The following is a 16,806-nucleotide window of genomic DNA, read 5'->3' as shown; positions in this document are numbered from 1 at the left end:
TGCCATGAACCGCATTGATGGCCGCCTGCTTCTGTCGCCCACTTGAACCGTGATAGGTCGTTTGGCAGGACTGAATCGGATCGAGATGATGAGCCTTCAAACGACGAGCGGCCTTGTTCAGGACGCGCCAAAGCACGGCCGCATCCAGGCCATCGACATCCTGCGCGGCATCGCGCTGATCGCGATGGCGAGCTACCACTTCACCTGGGACCTCGAAAACTTCGGCTACACCGCGCCCGCCCTCACCGCCTTCGGCTGGTGGAAATTCTACGCGCGCTGCATTGCCTCGACTTTCCTGTTTCTGGTCGGCGTCAGCCTCTTCCTCGCCCACGGCCGTCAGATCCGTTGGCCAGGCTTCTGGAAGCGCTTTGCCATGGTCGCCGTCGCAGCGGCCGCCATCTCGGCCGTCACCTACATCGTCACGCCCGACGGGTTCATCTTCTTCGGCATCCTCCATCAGATCGCGCTGGCGAGCCTGCTCGGCCTCGCCTTTCTCAGGCTGCCCTGGCTGCTGACGGCGATCATTGCCGCGGCGGTGATTGCAGCCCCCTATTATCTGCGGTCGGAGTTCTTCGACCATCCGGCGCTGTGGTGGGTGGGGCTTTCCGCCACCAACCCGCGTTCCAATGACTATGTGCCCCTTTTCCCGTGGTTTGGCCCCGTGCTTGCCGGCATCGCCACGGTGAAGCTCGCTTCCGCCACTGGCCTGCTCGCCCGTCTGGGGACATGGGTTCCCGGCCACTGGTCGAAGCCGCTGACCTTCATCGGCCGGCACAGCCTCGCCTTCTACCTCATCCACCAGCCGCTTCTGTTCGGCTCGGTGTGGCTGTTCTCGCAGGTCATGCCCGCCGCCCCTCAGGACAGGGAGGCCGGCTTCCTGCCGGCTTGCCAGGCGCAGTGCGAACAGCAGCGCGACAGCAAGTTCTGTACGAGCTATTGTGGCTGCATGCTGGACACGCTGAAGGGCGAAGGGTCTCTCGACAAGCTCTATGCCAACGATCAGTCCAGCGTCTGGAAATCGCATCTGGCCGACCTGGCGGAAACCTGCACCGCCGCGACCGAGGACAAGATGGAGGGAGGACAGCAATGTCGGGCATCGCAAAGCCCAGACACGGGATCATTCCCTGGCCGCCGGTGATCTATGTCGCGGCGATTGCGGCGAGCATCGTCCTCGGCATGCTCTACCCACTGCCCTGGATCGGCGACATTCTCGGCGATCTCCTGTTCGGCGTCGGCTGGGTGGCGCTGTTCGGCGTCGCCATGCTCTGGGTCACGGCCATCCGTGTCATGATGCGGGCCAAGACGACATTCGACCCCAACGCCGAGCCCGATCATCTGGTGACGTCGGGCCCCTTCGGCATCACCCGCAATCCGATGTATCTCGCCAACACGCTGCTGCTGATCGGCGTCGCCTTCATCACCGGCATCGCCTGGTTCCTGCTCTTTGCCTTCCTCGCCGCCTTCGCGACGCAGAAACTGGCGATCGAGAAGGAAGAAAAGATCCTGGCGGAGAAGTTCGGCAAGAAATACCGCGATTATGCCAAGCGGGTGCGGCGCTGGATTTGAGGTTGCTTCCGCAATGACGGCTGCCTGGTGCGATCAGACTGCACACCTAGGCGATCAGCAACCGCGCACCTCGGCGATTTGGCAGGAGCATCCGCAACTTCGTCATTCCAGGGCGGAGCAAGGAGCGAAGCGACGCGCGCAGACCCTGGAATCCATGCCGTTACCTATACGCGTTGCAACGGTGCAGAGAGCCTACGTTCTGCACCGTTTTCGCCCTTCGGCGAAGGTAACGGAATGGATCCTCGGGTCTTCGCTCCGCTTCGCGTCGCTACGCCCAAGGATGACGAAGGTTCGGAACGCTTCGGCTAATCACCAAGGTCCGCTATGACAGGTGCCATCAGGTATTCACGCCCAGCTCGGCCAGCCGCTCCACGCAGGACTCTTCGGCCTGGTCCAACTCGGCCAGCGTCTCTTCCAGGTCGCGCCGCTTCTGGCGCAGGTCCTCGCGCTTCTCCTCGATGCGCTTGATCATCAGCTTGAGCTGGCCGACCTCGCCGGGCGGCTCCTTGTACATCTGAATGATCTCGCGGATCTCGTTGATCGAGAAGCCGAGCCTTTTCCCCCGCATGATCTGGCGGATGAGATGCCGGTCCGACGGCCGAAACAGCCGCGTGCGGCCGCGCCTTACCGGCTGCACCAGCCCCTCGTCCTCGTAAAAACGCAATGTTCGCGTCGACACGTCGAACTCGCGCGTCAGCTCGGTGATCGTGTAATATTCCCGCATTCCCGCTCCCAAGCCCGGGCATCGCGCTTGAAGCGTCGCCCTTCCCTCCGATGATACCCATCCAGCGCCGGAATCGGCACGTAACCCCGCGGCAACCCTCGCACGGCATTTACGTAAAAGTCAATTAACGGCGCCTCTTGCTTTAGCGAATGCTGAACCACCAGGTAGCCAAGCCAAGGAAAGCAAAGAAGCCGACGACGTCGGTGACGGTGGTGACGAAGACGGCGGAGGCCACGGCCGGGTCGATCTTGAAACGGTCAAGCAGCAGGGGGATGAGAATCCCTGCCAAGGCGGCCGCGAACATGTTGATGATCATCGCCGCCGCGATGATGCCGCCCAGATTGGGATCGCGGAACCAGAAACCGGCGACCATGCCGATAAGCACGGCAAACACCACACCGTTGATGAAACCGACACCGACCTCGCGGCGGATGATGCGGGCGGCGTTATAGATATCGAGGTCCCTGGTCGCCAGCGCGCGCACGGTGACGGTCATGGTCTGCGAGCCGGCATTGCCGCCCATGCCGGCGACGATCGGCATCAGCACCGCCAGCGCCACCACATGCTCGATGGTGCGGTCGAACAGGCCGATGACCGAAGCCGCGAGGAAGGCGGTCACAAGATTGACCAGCAGCCAGGGCACGCGCGAGCGCGAGGTGGCGAGCACCGTGTCGGACAGTTCCTCGTCGCCGACCCCGCCCATGCGCAAAAGGTCCTCTTCCGCCTCTTCCTGGATGACGTCGACCACGTCGTCGATGGTCAGCACACCGACCAGCCGCCCGTTCTCGTCGACCACGGCGGCGGAGAGCAAATTGTACTGCTCGAACTCGCGTGCCGCCTCTTCCTGGTCCATGGTGGCCGAGATCGCATGCAGTGTCTCATGCATGACGTCCTCGACCTTGACCGCCCGCTTGTTGCGCAGGATCTGGTCGAGATCGATGGCGCCGAGCAGCTTGAAGCTCGGGTCGATGACGAAGATCTGGCTGAAGCGCTCGGGCAGGTTCTTGTCCTCGCGCATGTAGTCGATGGTCTGGCCGATCGTCCAGAACGGCGGCACGGCGACAAACTCGGTCTGCATGCGCCGGCCGGCGGTCTCTTCCGGATAGTCGAGCGCGCGCCTGAGCCTGATGCGTTCGGTGAAAGGCAGCCGCGACAGGATCTCGTCCTGGTCTTCCTTCTCGAGGTCCTCGAGGATGTAGACGGCGTCGTCGGAATCGAGCTCCTGCACCGCCTGCGCGATCTGCGCATTGGGCAGATTGTCGACGATGTCGAGGCGGATCGCTTCATCGACTTCGGTCAGCGCGGAGAAGTCGAAATCGGAACCGAGCAACTCCACGAGCGCACGGCGCTGTTCGGGATGAAGCGCCTCCAGCACGTCGCCGAGCTCCGACTGGTGCAGGTCGTCGACCTCGCGCTTGAGGGTGATCGTGTCGCGGTCGGCGATCGCCGCGCCGATCTGGGCAAGGAAGGAGGCGCGCACCGCGCCGTCCTCGCCATAGATGTCGGCGTGGCGCTCCTCGGCGGGCGCGGCGCCGGTCGTCTGTCTGTCCTGGCCTTCCACCAGCGCCTCCCGCAACGAGGAATCCCAAACGAGGTCTAGTGCATGATCCCGAAAAGGGGAAACCGCTTTTCGGAAAATCCAAACCCTGTGCGGCAGATAGCGCGGCAATAGGATTCGTCTTGGAAAGATGTCGCTCTAGCGCGTGGAATAGCCAAGGAAATGTGACGGTCGCCGTCGCCTCGCCACCTCCCGGAAGCGGCGTGGAGCGCGGCCCGCAGGTGTGGCAATGGCTTCAGCCGGCGCGACAGCGCATGTCGCTGGGGAAAGAGCACCCCTTCCCCATTGAGGCAGAATTGTCATGATGCATGATCCAGCGGGATCAGCGCATCGCCAATCGGTCCGGGGAAAAACGCTGGCCTTGAACATCAAGTCCGCAAAAACGAACGAGGGCAATGCCGAGCGGCGCGTTCGCGTGGTCGTCGCCGAACGCAATCCATTCGTCGTTTCGGCGCTGCGCGAGATGCTGGAATGCGACGGCCGCTTCGATTTGCTCGGTGTCGTGCACAGCGGCGCGCAATTCCTGGAACTGGCCGCCGCCACGCAATTCGATGTCGCCGTCGTCGGCTGGAAGCTGGCCGACATGGACGGCGCCGATGTGCTTACGGAAGTCCAGAGCCGCGAGCTTGGCGTGCGCATCGCGATCTTCTCCAACGACCACGACATCGGCATCCTGAAGCAATGCGTGCGCCTGGGCGCTCAAGGCTACTGCTTCCAGTTCGACGATCCGCCGGTGATCTTCGAGACGATCCTGGCGGTCGCCCACGGGCGTATCTGTATTCCCTATATCGACATCAACAAGGTCAACGACACGCCGTTGTCCAGGCTCACCGTGCGCGAGCGCGAGTTGCTGGCGGTGCTTTCCGACGGCTGGACCAATTTGCAGATCGCGACGCGGACCGGGATTTCCGAGAACACGGTGAAGTATCACCTGAAGAACCTCTACGACAAGCTGGACGTCCGCAACCGCGCCATGGCCGTCGCGCTCTATTCGAGCGAGAAACGCCGCACCTCCAAATCACCTATAGGGTAGGCCAACCGGGTAGGATCATCCCACCCGCAAGGGCCAACAACTTACCCGGGAAGGTGTTGTTGCAAGGCCTCATCGAAACGAAACTGCCTCCAATATCCCAACGATCGGAGGAGTTTCGCGCATGGCTGGGTTTACCCATCTCTTTATCCCAGGACCCACCAACATTCCGGAACAGGTCCGGCAAGCCATGAACCTGCCGATGGAGGATATGCGCGCCTCCTCCTTCCCCAACCTGACGCTACCGCTGTTCGAGGACATCAAAAAGGTCTTCAAGAACGAGACCGGCCGCGTCTTCATCTACCCCTCCTCGGGCACCGGCGCCTGGGAAGCGGCGATGACCAATGTGCTCAGCCCCGGCGACAGGGTGTTGATGTCGCGCTTCGGCCAATTCTCCCATCTATGGGTCGACATGGCCGAGCGGCTCGGCTTCGATGTCGATGTCATCGATTGCGAATGGGGCACTGGCGTCCCGCTCGAGCTCTATGTCGAGAAGCTTCGGGCCGACAAGGCGCACCGCATCAAGGCTGTCTTCTGCACCCAGAACGAGACCGCGACCGGCGTCACCAGCGACGTCGCCGGCTGCCGCGCCGCGCTCGACGCGGCGAACCATCCTGCCCTTCTCTTCGTCGACGGCGTTTCCTCGATCGGCTCGATCGACTTCCGCCAGGAGGAATGGGGCGTCGACTGCGCTGTCAGCGGTTCGCAGAAAGGCTTCATGCTGCCGGCCGGCCTCGGCTTCCTGTCGGTCAGCAAGAAGGCGCTTGCCGCTTCGCGAGTGGCGACACACCGGCATTGCTACTTTTCCTTCGAGGACATGATCCGCGCCAATGACGCGGGCTATTTCCCCTATACGCCGGCCACCCAGTTGCTGCGCGGCCTGCGCGCTTCGCTCGACCTTATTGCCGAGGAAGGGTTGGAGAACATCTTCGCCCGCCACCATCGCCTGGCCGAGGGCGTGCGCAAGGCCGTCGACGCCTGGGGCCTGAAGCTCTGCGCCAAGACACCGCAATGGCACTCCGACACGGTCAGCGCCATCCTGGTGCCGGAAGGCATCGACAGCGCCAATGTCGTCAAGCGCGCCTACCAGCAATACAACACCTCCCTCGGCGGCGGCTTGAACAAGGTGTTCGGAAAAGTCTTCCGCATCGGTCATCTTGGCTGGCTGAACGAGGTTATGGTCTGCGCCTCGCTGTCGGCCGCCGAAATGGCGCTGCTCGATTGCGGCGTGCGCCTGGCGCCCGGCTCGGGCGTGGCGGCGGCGATCGAGCATTTCCGCCGCACGGCCGACGTGCCGGTCGCCAGAGCGGCGTGAGGGGTACCATGAGCCACACCATCAACCATCTGAAGAAGCTGAGGCTGCAGCGCAGCGAGCTCGCGGTGCCGGGCTCCAGCCCGGAGATGATCGACAAGGCGGCCAACAGCGCCGCCGACTTCGTCTTCCTCGACATCGAGGATGCGGTGGCGCCGCCCGACAAGGAGCGCGCGCGCAAGAACATCATCCAGGCGCTGAACGACATCGACTGGCGCGCCAAGGGCAAGACCGTCTCGGTGCGCATCAACGGCCTCGACACGCATTACATGTACCGCGACGTCGTCGACGTCATGGAGCAGGCCGGCGACCGGCTGGACACGATCCTGGTGCCGAAGGTCGGCGTGCCGGCCGACCTCTATATGGTCGAGGCCATGGTCAATCAGATCGAGATTGCCAAGGGTTTCAAGACCCGTGTCGGCCTCGAGGCATTGATCGAGACGGCGCTTGGCATGGCCAATGTCGAGGCGATCGCCGCCACGCCGGGCCGGCTGGAAGCCATGCATTTCGGCGTCGCCGATTATGCCGCGTCCAACAAGGCGCGCACCGTCAACATCGGCGGCCTCAATCCCGATTATCCCGGCGACCAGTGGCATTTCGCCCTGTCGCGCATGACGGTCGCATGCCGTGCCTATGGCCTGCGCGCCATTGACGGGCCGTTCGGCGATTTCTCCGACCCGGAAGGCTACAAGGCGGCCGCCAGGCGTGCCGCGGCGCTCGGCATCGAAGGCAAATGGGCGATCCACCCTTCGCAGATCGCCCTGGCCAACGATGTGTTCTCGCCGCCGGAGAAAGAAGTCACGCGGGCCAGGCGTATCCTCGAAGTGCTGAAGGAGGCCGAGGCGCTCGGCAAAGGCGCGGCGGCGCTCGACGGCAAGATGATCGACGCGGCGTCGGAGCGCATGGCGCGCAACGTGCTGGTGGTGAGCGAGGCGATCGAGCGCGCCGGCCAGGCGCATAGCGCGGCGCACTAAAAAATTACTGGGAGGACATGATGGACATCCACGAATACCAGGCCAAGGAACTGCTTGCCCGCCACGGCGTGCATGTGCCGCGCGGCGGCCTCGCCTACAGCCCCGAACAGGCGACCTACCGTGCCCGGGAGATCGGCGGCGCCAAATGGGTGCTGAAGGCGCAAGTCCATTCCGGCGCGCGCGGCAAGGCCGGCGGGATAAAACTCTGCTCGAACGACGAGGAGATCTCCAACGCGGCAGAAGCCATGCTCGGGCGCAAGCTGGTGACCCAGCAGACCGGCCCGCGCGGCAAGCTGATCTCGCGCCTCTATCTCGAGGAGGCCGTCGACATCGCGCAGGAACTCTATCTCGGCTTCGTCCTCGACCGCAAGGAAGAGCGCGTCATGATCGTGGCGTCGGCCGCCGGCGGCATGGAGATCGAGGACATCTCCGAAAAGAAGCCGGACTCCATCATCCGCGCCACCGTCGATCCGGGCGTCGGCATGCAAGGCTTCCAGGGGCGCGAAATCGCCTTCGGACTAGGCCTCGAAAGCAACCTGATCGGCAAGGCGACCGAAACCATCCTCGGCTGCTACCAGGTGTTCCGCGACTACGACGCCTCGATGCTGGAAATCAATCCGCTGGTGGTGACGCGCGACGGCAGCCTGGTCGCGCTCGACGCCAAGATGTCGTTCGACGAGAACGCGCTGTTTCGCCGCCCGGAAATTTCCGAGCTGCGCGACAAGAGCCAGGAAGATCCGCGCGAGACTTTCGCCAGCGACCGCGGCCTCTCCTATGTCGGGCTCGAAGGCAATATCGGCTGCATCATCAACGGCGCTGGCCTCGCCATGGCGACGATGGACATGATCAAGATCGCCGGCGGCGAGCCGGCCAACTTCCTCGACATCGGCGGCGGTGCCTCACCGGAGCGGGTAGCAAAGTCCTTCCGCGCGGTGCTCGGCGACAAGAATGTCGAGACAATCCTGGTCAACATCTTCGCCGGCATCAACCGCTGCGATTGGGTGGCCGAAGGCGTCATCAAGGCGATCCGCGAGGTCGGCGTCGACGTCCCTCTGGTGGTGCGCCTATCCGGCACCAAGGTCGAGGAAGGACGCAAGATCCTGGCCGATTCCGGCGAGAAGGTGATCGTCGCCGACACGCTGGCCGAAGCCGCCGAAAAGGCCGTCGCCGCCTGGCGCGAAGCCGCCAAGAACAAAAAAGCAGCCTGAGGGAGGTCGAGAAATGGCAATCCTGCTCAACCGCAGCACGCGCGTCATCGTGCAAGGTTTCACCGGCAAGATCGGCAGCTTCCACGCCGACGACATGAAGCGCTACGGCACCAAGCTGGTCGGCGGCGTCACCCCCGGCAAGGGCGGCCAGACGCATCTCGGCCTGCCCGTCTTCAACACTGTCAAGGGCGCCGTGCGCGAGACCCGCGCCGAGGCGAGCATCGTCTTCGTGCCGCCGCCCTTCGCCGCCGATTCGATCATGGAAGCGGCCGACGCCGGCATCAAGCTTTGCGTCTGCATCACCGACGGCATCCCCTCGCAGGACATGATGCAGGTCAAGCGCTACATGCGCCGCTACCGCTTCGAGGATCGCATGCGCCTCGTCGGACCGAACTGCGCCGGCGTCATCACGCCCGGACAGGCGTTGATGGGCATCATGCCGGGCAGCATCTATCTGCCGGGACGCGTCGGCATCGTCGGCCGTTCCGGCACGCTGGGCTACGAGGCGGCCTCGCAGATGAAGGCGCTGGGCATCGGCGTGTCGACCAGCGTCGGCATCGGCGGCGATCCGATCAACGGCTCGTCCTTCAAGGACATCCTGCAGCTCTTCGAGCGCGACGACGACACCGACGCCGTGGTGATGATCGGCGAGATCGGCGGCCCGCAGGAAGCCGAAGCCGCGATCTGGGCGCGCGACAATATGAGGAAGCCGCTGATCGCCTATATCGCCGGCCTCTCAGCCCCGAAGGGCCGCCGCATGGGCCATGCTGGCGCGATCATCTCCGCCTTCGGCGAGTCGGCGCAGGAAAAGGTCGAGATCCTCAAGGAAGCGGGCGTCGTGATCGTGCCGACCCCCGCCTCCTTCGGCGAGGTGGTGGCCGATACGCTGGCGCGGACGAAGAAGGCTGCTTGACGGCAGACCAGGCGAGAATCGCGACAGGATGTGAAGCCTGTTTCGGGCCGGCCTCCTTGACGGTCGTCGGCCCGTGCGCTCGGCGCTGCCCTATGAAGAGCAATTTCAGGAAACGTGCGCTGCGGCCGGTCCGGGATTGCCTGAAAACAACTGCTTAGCAGCGCAGCGGCAAATCGGCTGACGATTGGGAAAGCGGCTTTGGAACAGAGCAAACCCATCAAGTTTCGTGAGGACGAGCGCAGCCTGCTGTTGCGCCTGCTGCTTCAGGTCGCAAGCGCGCGCGAGCCCGAGATCGCCGCGGTCCTGAGCGGCCGCAGGTCGCTCGTCTCGCTGGCTCCCGAGCAGCGCATCCCGGCGCTCCAGGCGAGCGGCGTGTGGTTCCAGTTGCTGACGATTGCCGACGAGCTGCTTGCCATGCGGGCGCGGCGCGAGCTCGAGCAAGGCGCGGGCGCCGACGAAGTGCCTGGCTCCTTCGCCAGCGTGATTGCCGAGATGGCGGCGAGCGGCCACTCGGCGGACGATGTCCAGGCGATGCTCGACGAACTTTGCGTCGGCCCAACCATGACCGCGCATCCGACGGAGGCCAAACGCGTCACGGTGCTGGAGATCCACCGCCGCATCTATCGCAAGCTGACCGAGCTCGACCAGCCGCGCTGGGCGCCGCGCGAGCGCGATCTCCTGGTCGCCGACTTGGAAAGCGAGATCGAGCTTTTGTGGATGACCGGCGAGTTGCGGCTGGAGCGGCCGACGGTCGAGCGCGAGATCGCCTGGGGACTGCATTTCTTCCGCGAAGTCATCTTCGAGGCAACGCCACAGCTCTATGGCAAGCTTCAGAGCGCCTGCGAGCGCCACTATCCGGGCGAGCCGATCCGAATTCCTTCCTTTATGCGCTATGCCTCCTGGATCGGTGGCGACCGCGACGGTAATCCGAACGTGACGGCTGCGGTCACGGCACATGCCATGGCCGAATACCGCAACACCGCCATAGGCTGGTATCTGGCGCAGGTGCAGCGGCTGGTGACGGTGCTCAGCGCCAGTTCGAACGTCATCGACCTGCCGGCCGGCTTCAGGCCGGTGCTGCAGACAGCGCTGGATAAGAGTGGAGAGGCACAAGAGATAGCCGCCCGCAACCCTGACGAACCGCTGCGCCAGTTCGCTTCGGCCCTGCTGGCCCGGCTGGTCGCCACGCGTGACGGCGGCAAGGCGGCCTACCCCTCGGCGGAGGCGTTTCGCGCCGATCTCAACGCCCTCTCTTCAGCCCTCGAAGCGATCGGCGGCCGCGCGGTCGCCAGGCGTTTCATCCAGCCGCTCGTTTGGCAGGTCGGAAGCTTTGGCTTCCGCACGGTCTCGCTCGACATCCGGCAGAACTCCACAGTCGTCAACCGGGTGCTGGCCGAGCTGTTCGCGCTGACAGATCCGGCCGATCCCGTCGCCTCCGGCACGCCGCAATGGTCGGCGCGCATCCGCGGGGCGCTCAGCCAGGGCGAGCGGCTGCAGATCGAGGCAAGCCGGCTCTCGCAAGAAGCTGCCGAGCTGCTTTCGACATTCTCGGTTATCGCCAAGCAGATCTCGGGCTCCGATGCCGATGCGGTCGGCTCTTTCGTGCTCAGCATGACCCGCTCGGCCGACGACCTGCTCGCGGTCTATCTGCTGGCGCAATATTGCGGGCTCTCCACCGCGCCCGGCGGCGACGGCACGATCAGGCTGCGGATCGTGCCGTTGTTTGAGACCATCGCCGATCTGCAGGCAGCCCCTGCCATCCTGAACGAACTGCTCGGCGTCTCGCTGGTGCGGCGGACGGTGCGCGATTTCGGCGCGCGCCAGGAAATCATGCTTGGCTATTCGGACTCCAACAAGGATGGCGGATTCCTCGCTTCGAATTGGGAACTGGCAAAGGCGCAGAAGCGCCTCGCCGCCATCGGCCGCAAGCACAAGGTCAGGATCGGTTTCTTTCACGGCCGCGGCGGCTCCGTCAGCCGGGGCGGCGCGCCGACCGGCCGCGCGATCGCGGCGCAGCCGCAGGGCACCGTCGCCGGGACCATGCGGGTGACCGAACAGGGCGAGGTCGTTTCGTCGAAATTTGCCAATCGCGGCACTGGCCTCAACCAGCTCGAGGTTCTCGCCGCCGCCGTGCTGGCGCACGGTGTCCGATCCACAGGCGGTGATAAGCCTAAGGAGACGCCGGAGTTCGACGAAGCGCTGGAAGCGCTGGCGGGTATGTCGCAGGCATCCTACGCCGGATTGATGGCCGAGCCGGGCTTCCTTGACTATTTCAACCAGGCGAGCCCGGTTGCCGAGCTGGCGCTCTTGAAAATGGGCTCACGGCCGGATCGCCGTTTCGGCGCCAGCGGCATTGCCGACCTGCGCGCCATTCCCTGGGTGTTCGCCTGGAGCCAGAACCGACATCTCTTGACCGGCTGGTACGGCATCGGCAGCGCGTTGAACTCCTTCGTCGCGGTGCGTGGCGAGGCCGGGCGCGAGCTTCTGACCCGCATGTTCGAGCACTCGCGCTTTTTCCGTCTGATCGTCGACGAGGCCGAAAAGACGCTCTACCAGTCCGACATGGAGATCGCACGGCTCTATGCCGACCTGGTGTCCGACAGCGATGCGGCGGCAAGAATCCACGCCCGCATCGCCGCCGAATACGAGCTGACGCGACGCCTGATCGGCGACCTTACTGGAGGCGACCTTTCCGCGCGCTTTCCGATGTTCAAAAGGCGTTTCGACAATCTGCGCCGGCAGATGCACGATATCCACCGGCTGCAGGTCAATCTGCTGCGCGAAGTTCGGGCAGGCACAGGCGCAGATCAAAGGCGGGCGACCGACGCCCTGCTCGTCTCGATCAACTGCATCTCGGCCGGTCTGGGGTGGACGGGATAGGGCGAGTTCAATGGACCACTAAGCGGTCGGCAATCGTCATGCGCCGAACTTGGTTCTATCAATCGCCGCCAGAAAATCATCGCACGTTTTGAATCTTTCGAGATTGGCTACAGCTTGAGCAAGCGCAGTTCTAATATTATAGAAAACTCTATCGAGTTCAGATTCATCTACTGTTGTCAATCTATGATGTATATATTGAGACCTCATCTTATATGCTGTCTTAAAATTCTCAACTATCTTCTGTCGTTTTCCAGGATCTTTGGCGGTCAAGAAAGCCACCCTCTCCGCTACGTTTTGCTGAATGGGCTCGCTTGCATTTCTCAACATCAGCCCTTCGATCGCCGAGAAAGCGAACACCAACCGGTCAGAAAGTTCCGGAAACGTAACGGCACGTGTGAAAGCCAGTATGCTCGAGCGAATTGCGCGGCCAAATTCCGATAACTTCTCGAGGTCGAGGAAATTTCCGACAACGGTTAGATTTTCCTCCTGAAATCCAACAATGTCGCGCTTGCTGATGCGCCAGTACTCAACGCTGTCGATAGCAACCTTCGACGTATACCCGAAAACCCCATCTGCACCGCGAGTGAGAACATGACTCTTCGGAACAGAGATTGCGTTAAGTAGCGTAACCGGAGACATCATGGTCGAAGCTACGGTCGCCAGAGAGAAAAAACGCAGCAATCCAACGGCATCGGTAGCTTTCTGCAAAGCAGCCTCTTGGGCATAGCCGGGTTCCGCTAAAATCTCAAGTTCTATCGCCGAACAGTTTTCCATTACTTTGCGTAGCTTAGTTATTAGAGAGATAACATCCTTCTCGTTGTCGGGCGAAGTCCGGATCAGGATCTCACTTAAGGCATCGAAATATTTCGATCCCATCGGCACTATTTTTGCAGGGCCAAATTCAAACTCATCCTCAATGGCCAGATGCTGAATGGGCACGGTGGACGTCAAAGGCACCACTTCCTTTGAGCACCTCTCTAGGAAGAAACCACAGAATGGACCATCTGAGCGCGTTTGAAAGCGATGACGCACCCAATCGATGAATGCTCGCTCTACGAATTTCCAACTGACGGATTTCTGCGCCCACTTAACCTTAAGAATTGCATCGATCAGCTTGACCAATTTCTCATAGTCTGGCCGAGTTAACCCGAAAGAGCGTGAATCGTGCCGCATAAAGATCAAGGCATCATCACCGGACGGTTGTGGCAGCCACATCACCGGCTCACCTATGATGTCATCGTCAGTGATAGTGATGACGTTATCCGGTTTCCACCAATCGCTTCCCTTGCTTTTCTTCCTAGCTAGTTCAATTTCTCGGACGAGCAAAAAGGCCTCTGAGGCCAGTGCCTCGATCGAGGCTGCCGCAGATGGATGGAACTCAAACGCGATTGCCGTCATTCACCCCCCCCTTGAAAACGGTCGTTCGTCAACCACAGCAAAGCGCAGGAAATATGCAGCCCTACTGACGAAACTAACACTCTTATGTCCTTAACGTCCCGAATACGGAGGGGTACATCTATACACGCTAAGGAGACAAAGAGTTGCTACGGCTCCGAATACAGGCCGTAGCTGAGAGGAACTTGCAGGGCGAATCAGCTCTGCAGCAGAGGCGGCACACAAATTTGCGCACCTACGCCCGAAGTTTGATCGGAGCCCGAGGACTTAATCTAACCCTTCACTAAAGAGCATCTTGGAAGGGATGTTGGTGCGGTCGAGAAGACTCGAACTTCCACGGGTTGCCCCACAGCGACCTCAACGCTGCGCGTCTACCAATTCCGCCACGACCGCACGTGGTAGGAGCCGGAACCGACCGGCCCGGGGCCTGTAGCAAATCGTTTCCGGCGAAACAAGTGCGCCGAGCGGAATATTCGCGAATGCGTATCGCCCACAGGTGCGCAGAGGTTTTGGGAGGACGACGTGCATCAGGCAAAGCGGCTGGCACAAGCCTCCGCGGCGCGGCTTAACCTTGGCGGAACTGGACGTTTTGGCCGATTGCCGCCATATGAGAGGAGCATCGAGAAAGTTCCATGACAGAACGTAACCAGATCGCCACGTCGTTCCTTCCCCTGCCTGGTTCGGCGCCTGTGGAATGGGTGATCGAACCTGGCCTCACCTCTTATCCGGACGCGCTGGCTTTCATGGAGGCGCGCGCCGAGGCGATCCGCAGCGGTGCTGCCGGCGAGATGGTCTGGCTGGTCGAGCATCCACCGCTCTACACCGCCGGAACCAGCGCGCGAATCGATGACCTGATCGATGCCGACCGCTTTCCGGTCTTTGCCGCAGGCCGCGGCGGCGAATATACCTATCACGGTCCCGGCCAGCGCGTGGCCTATGTGATGCTCGACCTGAAGCGCAGGCGCGAGGATGTGCGCGCCTTCGTCGCGGCGCTCGAGCAATGGATCATCGCCACGCTCGCCGCCTTCAACGTGCGCGGCGAGCGGCGCGAGGACCGCGTCGGCGTCTGGGTGGTGCGGCCGGACCGGCCCGCCCTGCCGGACGGCACGCCCGCCGAAGACAAGATCGCGGCCATCGGCATCCGGCTGCGGCGCTGGGTGAGCTTTCACGGCATCGCCATCAATGTCGAGCCGGACCTCGGCCATTTCAGCGGTATCGTGCCCTGCGGCGTCTCGGACCATGGCGTAACCAGCCTCGTCGATCTTGGGCTGCCCGTCACCATGGCCGACCTCGACCTCGCGCTGAAAGCTGCGTTCGAGGATGTGTTCGGACCTGCCGCCGTTCCGGTCGCTGAGCCTGCTCGCAAGGCTAGCTAAGCCGCTCCGCCTAGGGTGTGTTGAGATTCAGGTCAGGCCGAGTCGAAAATGGCGGGTTCCGAGAACCGGCCTACGCCGGCCGTAGCCTTCATAGAGCAAAGACACTTATGAGGGCTTCGGCCGGCGAAGGCCGGAGCGGAGCGTACTTTGGTACGTGAGCACCGGAAGCGCAGGAAGCCGCCATTTGCAGACCGGCCTCACCTGAATGTCGACACACCCTACATGAGCTGCGCCGATGCCCACAGCATGCCGTAGCCATGGATGGCAAAGACGGCGAGCAGCGCGCCGGCCATGGCCAGCCGGTCGAAAGGCCGGATCGGCTTTAATTCGTGGCGCGGTTTCACGCCGCTGCCCATGGTGATCAGGCTCAGCATCGCGAACACCGCGCCGGCGATCAGCAGGAAGCTCGGCGAGAAACCAGCCCGCCAGCCGAGCGACAGAAGCGCCGAGAGCAGCAGGAAGGACGCCAGCGCAAGTGCGGCCGGCCCCGGGCAGATCTGGCGCAGCACTTGGCCGCCGTCGAATTTCCACACCGGCACCAGATTGGCGATGTTGAACAGCGACGCGCAGCCGGCAAGCGTGGCCAAAAGCATGGCGGCCAGCCGATGTCCTTCGCCATTGGTGAAGCCGCTGGCGGCGATCAGCACCGGCACCAGGAAGGCGGAGAAGCCGGCGCCCATAAGCGCCACGAAGGCGACCTCGAAGCGGCTGTCATAGGGCCTGCCGCCGATGGCGATGCCGCCCAGCAGCGGAATGAAGATCATCCGCGCGCGGCGATGCCCCGTCAGGCGAAAGGCGGCCATATGGCCAAGCTCGTGCAGGGCGACCACCGAGGTGAGGATCGCCGCCAGCGCGAAGCCACCGATATTGAGACCGAAGAACGGCCACAGGATCAGGGCCGAAAGCACGGCGAAGCCGACCTGGCTCAGCGGATGCTCGAACCAGCCGCCCTTGCGATAGGTGCCGGTCGCCGCCCAGACGTCGAGCTTGCGCAATTCGCGGCGCATGGCGAAGAAACGGAAGATCAGGAACGCAACGCCGCGATACCGGTCTGTCTGGCTGAGCGTCACCCGCGTGGCATCACCTTCCTGTACGAGTTCGACGGTCTCGCGATAGTTCGCCCAGAACGATGGATCGAGCGCCGTATCCTCGAGGACCGTCATCGAGAAGCAGCTTCCCTCCACCACATCCTCGAGCCGCGCCTTGCGGTCGATCGGCCGGCCGTCCCGTCCTTCCCAGGAGAGCCGGATCAGCGCCGTCCCTTCGCTATCCAGGGGCTCGGCGGCAAGAATTTCGCCCGACCAGCCGGCGTCGCTGCCGAACGGCCACAGCGCCTGCCAAAGGCGATTGCGGTCGGCCTTGATCACGCGGCTGACCGTCACCGTGCGCAGTCCGAGCGGCACGGTCATCAAAAGAAAGATCAGTCCGAGATTGCCGGCCACGAGCGTGACCGTGACGATGACCGACACTTGCCTTGGCTCCCTATCTTGAAGGAGCAGCCTAGCGGCGACGCGGCCAAGAAAGGCTTAACAGCGGGCGGGCTCTTGTCCGTTCCAGGCGGATGGGCTCTTGCCCGTTCAAGGCGGGATCTCCCCCCATCCCGACATGGGCGGACTCCTGCCCGTCCCGTACGGCGGCGAAACCGCCTGATCACATGGCGCCGATCCAGATCGCCATGGAAACGAGAAAGGTGCTCATGCAAACCAGCGAGACAACATCCTGAACCAGATCAGACATAACTCTCTCCGTTGTTGGAATGTTCGTAATTTGTTCTAATTTTGTTCGAATGTCAATGATCGTCTCGGGCGCGCTGGAGCGAAACCGCGCGGTCTGTTTGGGCAGGGTTAAGGAAAGGTTGAGGGCCTTGCTC

Annotated in this window: 13 protein-coding genes and 1 tRNA gene; 9 read left to right on the top strand and 5 right to left on the bottom strand. The window is 62.8% G+C overall.

The genetic code is table 11. The features are described 5' to 3' along the window. Positions 1-88 precede the first annotated feature (88 nt). Both LB525_RS17020 and LB525_RS17015 read left to right on the top strand, forming a co-directional pair. Positions 89-1,138 carry a heparan-alpha-glucosaminide N-acetyltransferase gene (locus LB525_RS17020; RefSeq protein ID WP_224545538.1) on the top strand — a complete coding sequence of 350 codons (1,050 nt, stop codon included), beginning with the start codon at positions 89-91 and terminating at the stop codon, positions 1,136-1,138. Continuing rightward, complete coding sequence (locus LB525_RS17015; RefSeq protein WP_224545472.1) at positions 1,087-1,566, top strand: methyltransferase family protein; 480 nt, start codon at positions 1,087-1,089, stop codon at positions 1,564-1,566. The genes LB525_RS17020 and LB525_RS17015 overlap by 52 nt, the downstream gene beginning before the upstream one ends. A 337-nt stretch (positions 1,567-1,903) precedes the next feature. Here the strand turns inward: LB525_RS17015 and LB525_RS17010 are convergent, their stop codons facing one another. Both LB525_RS17010 and mgtE read right to left on the bottom strand, forming a co-directional pair. Next, entirely contained in the window at positions 1,904-2,290 is a 387-nt protein-coding gene (locus tag LB525_RS17010; RefSeq protein ID WP_027168973.1) for a MerR family transcriptional regulator, read from the bottom strand. 142 nt (positions 2,291-2,432) lie between these two features. Then, entirely contained in the window at positions 2,433-3,851 is a 1,419-nt protein-coding gene (gene mgtE, locus LB525_RS17005; RefSeq protein WP_224545471.1) for a magnesium transporter, read from the bottom strand. 358 nt (positions 3,852-4,209) lie between these two features. Between mgtE and LB525_RS17000 the strand changes: the two genes are divergently transcribed. From LB525_RS17000 to LB525_RS16975, 6 genes are all read left to right on the top strand, one after another. Then, entirely contained in the window at positions 4,210-4,881 is a 672-nt protein-coding gene (locus LB525_RS17000) for a response regulator transcription factor (RefSeq protein ID WP_224545470.1), read from the top strand. A gap of 121 nt (positions 4,882-5,002) precedes the next feature. Further along, positions 5,003-6,193 carry an aminotransferase class V-fold PLP-dependent enzyme gene (locus tag LB525_RS16995; RefSeq protein ID WP_224545469.1) on the top strand — a complete coding sequence of 397 codons (1,191 nt, stop codon included), beginning with the start codon at positions 5,003-5,005 and terminating at the stop codon, positions 6,191-6,193. A gap of 8 nt (positions 6,194-6,201) precedes the next feature. Further along, a complete protein-coding gene (locus tag LB525_RS16990) occupies positions 6,202-7,164 on the top strand; it encodes an HpcH/HpaI aldolase/citrate lyase family protein (RefSeq protein ID WP_224545468.1) in 963 nt (320 codons plus the stop codon). 20 nt (positions 7,165-7,184) lie between these two features. Next, positions 7,185-8,372 (top strand): malate--CoA ligase subunit beta, encoded by a 1,188-nt coding sequence (locus LB525_RS16985; RefSeq protein WP_224545537.1) that lies wholly within the window; start codon positions 7,185-7,187, stop codon positions 8,370-8,372. Between the two features lie 13 nt (positions 8,373-8,385). Beyond that, positions 8,386-9,285 (top strand): succinate--CoA ligase subunit alpha, encoded by a 900-nt coding sequence (gene sucD / locus LB525_RS16980; RefSeq protein ID WP_095764879.1) that lies wholly within the window; start codon positions 8,386-8,388, stop codon positions 9,283-9,285. Positions 9,286-9,483: 198 nt separating this feature from the next. Further along, on the top strand, positions 9,484-12,165 hold the full coding sequence (locus LB525_RS16975; protein WP_224545467.1) for a phosphoenolpyruvate carboxylase: 2,682 nt from the start codon (positions 9,484-9,486) through the stop codon (positions 12,163-12,165). A 36-nt stretch (positions 12,166-12,201) separates the two neighbouring features. Here LB525_RS16975 and LB525_RS16970 read toward each other — a convergent pair whose 3' ends face one another. Further along, a complete protein-coding gene (locus LB525_RS16970; RefSeq protein ID WP_224545466.1) occupies positions 12,202-13,563 on the bottom strand; it encodes a HEPN domain-containing protein in 1,362 nt (453 codons plus the stop codon). 305 nt (positions 13,564-13,868) lie between these two features. Continuing rightward, a tRNA-Leu gene (locus LB525_RS16965) sits at positions 13,869-13,953 on the bottom strand. Positions 13,954-14,192: 239 nt separating this feature from the next. Here LB525_RS16965 and lipB point away from each other — a divergent pair. Further along, positions 14,193-14,936 carry a lipoyl(octanoyl) transferase LipB gene (lipB, locus tag LB525_RS16960; protein ID WP_224545465.1) on the top strand — a complete coding sequence of 248 codons (744 nt, stop codon included), beginning with the start codon at positions 14,193-14,195 and terminating at the stop codon, positions 14,934-14,936. Between the two features lie 218 nt (positions 14,937-15,154). Here lipB and LB525_RS16955 read toward each other — a convergent pair whose 3' ends face one another. After that, a complete protein-coding gene (locus tag LB525_RS16955) occupies positions 15,155-16,405 on the bottom strand; it encodes a site-2 protease family protein (protein ID WP_224545464.1) in 1,251 nt (416 codons plus the stop codon). Positions 16,406-16,806 lie beyond the last annotated feature (401 nt).

Origin of the sequence: Mesorhizobium sp. CA16 (assembly GCF_020165175.1) — a bacterium.
Taxonomy (GTDB): Bacteria; Pseudomonadota; Alphaproteobacteria; order Rhizobiales; family Rhizobiaceae; genus Mesorhizobium.
This window is presented reverse-complemented; position numbering and strand designations above follow the sequence as displayed.

Bases quoted from the DNA above. Each gene is read 5' to 3' on its own strand.
- LB525_RS16990 (WP_224545468.1), top strand. From the start codon at position 6,202: ATGAGCCACACCATCAACCATCTGAAGAAGCTGAGGCTGCAGCGCAGC.
- LB525_RS16995 (WP_224545469.1), top strand. From the start codon at position 5,003: ATGGCTGGGTTTACCCATCTCTTTATCCCAGGACCCACCAACATTCCG.
- LB525_RS17015 (WP_224545472.1), top strand. From the start codon at position 1,087: ATGTCGGGCATCGCAAAGCCCAGACACGGGATCATTCCCTGGCCGCCG.
- LB525_RS16970 (WP_224545466.1), bottom strand. From the start codon at position 13,563: ATGACGGCAATCGCGTTTGAGTTCCATCCATCTGCGGCAGCCTCGATC.
- LB525_RS17020 (WP_224545538.1), top strand. From the start codon at position 89: ATGAGCCTTCAAACGACGAGCGGCCTTGTTCAGGACGCGCCAAAGCAC.
- LB525_RS16985 (WP_224545537.1), top strand. From the start codon at position 7,185: ATGGACATCCACGAATACCAGGCCAAGGAACTGCTTGCCCGCCACGGC.
- sucD (WP_095764879.1), top strand. From the start codon at position 8,386: ATGGCAATCCTGCTCAACCGCAGCACGCGCGTCATCGTGCAAGGTTTC.
- lipB (WP_224545465.1), top strand. From the start codon at position 14,193: ATGACAGAACGTAACCAGATCGCCACGTCGTTCCTTCCCCTGCCTGGT.
- LB525_RS17010 (WP_027168973.1), bottom strand. From the start codon at position 2,290: ATGCGGGAATATTACACGATCACCGAGCTGACGCGCGAGTTCGACGTG.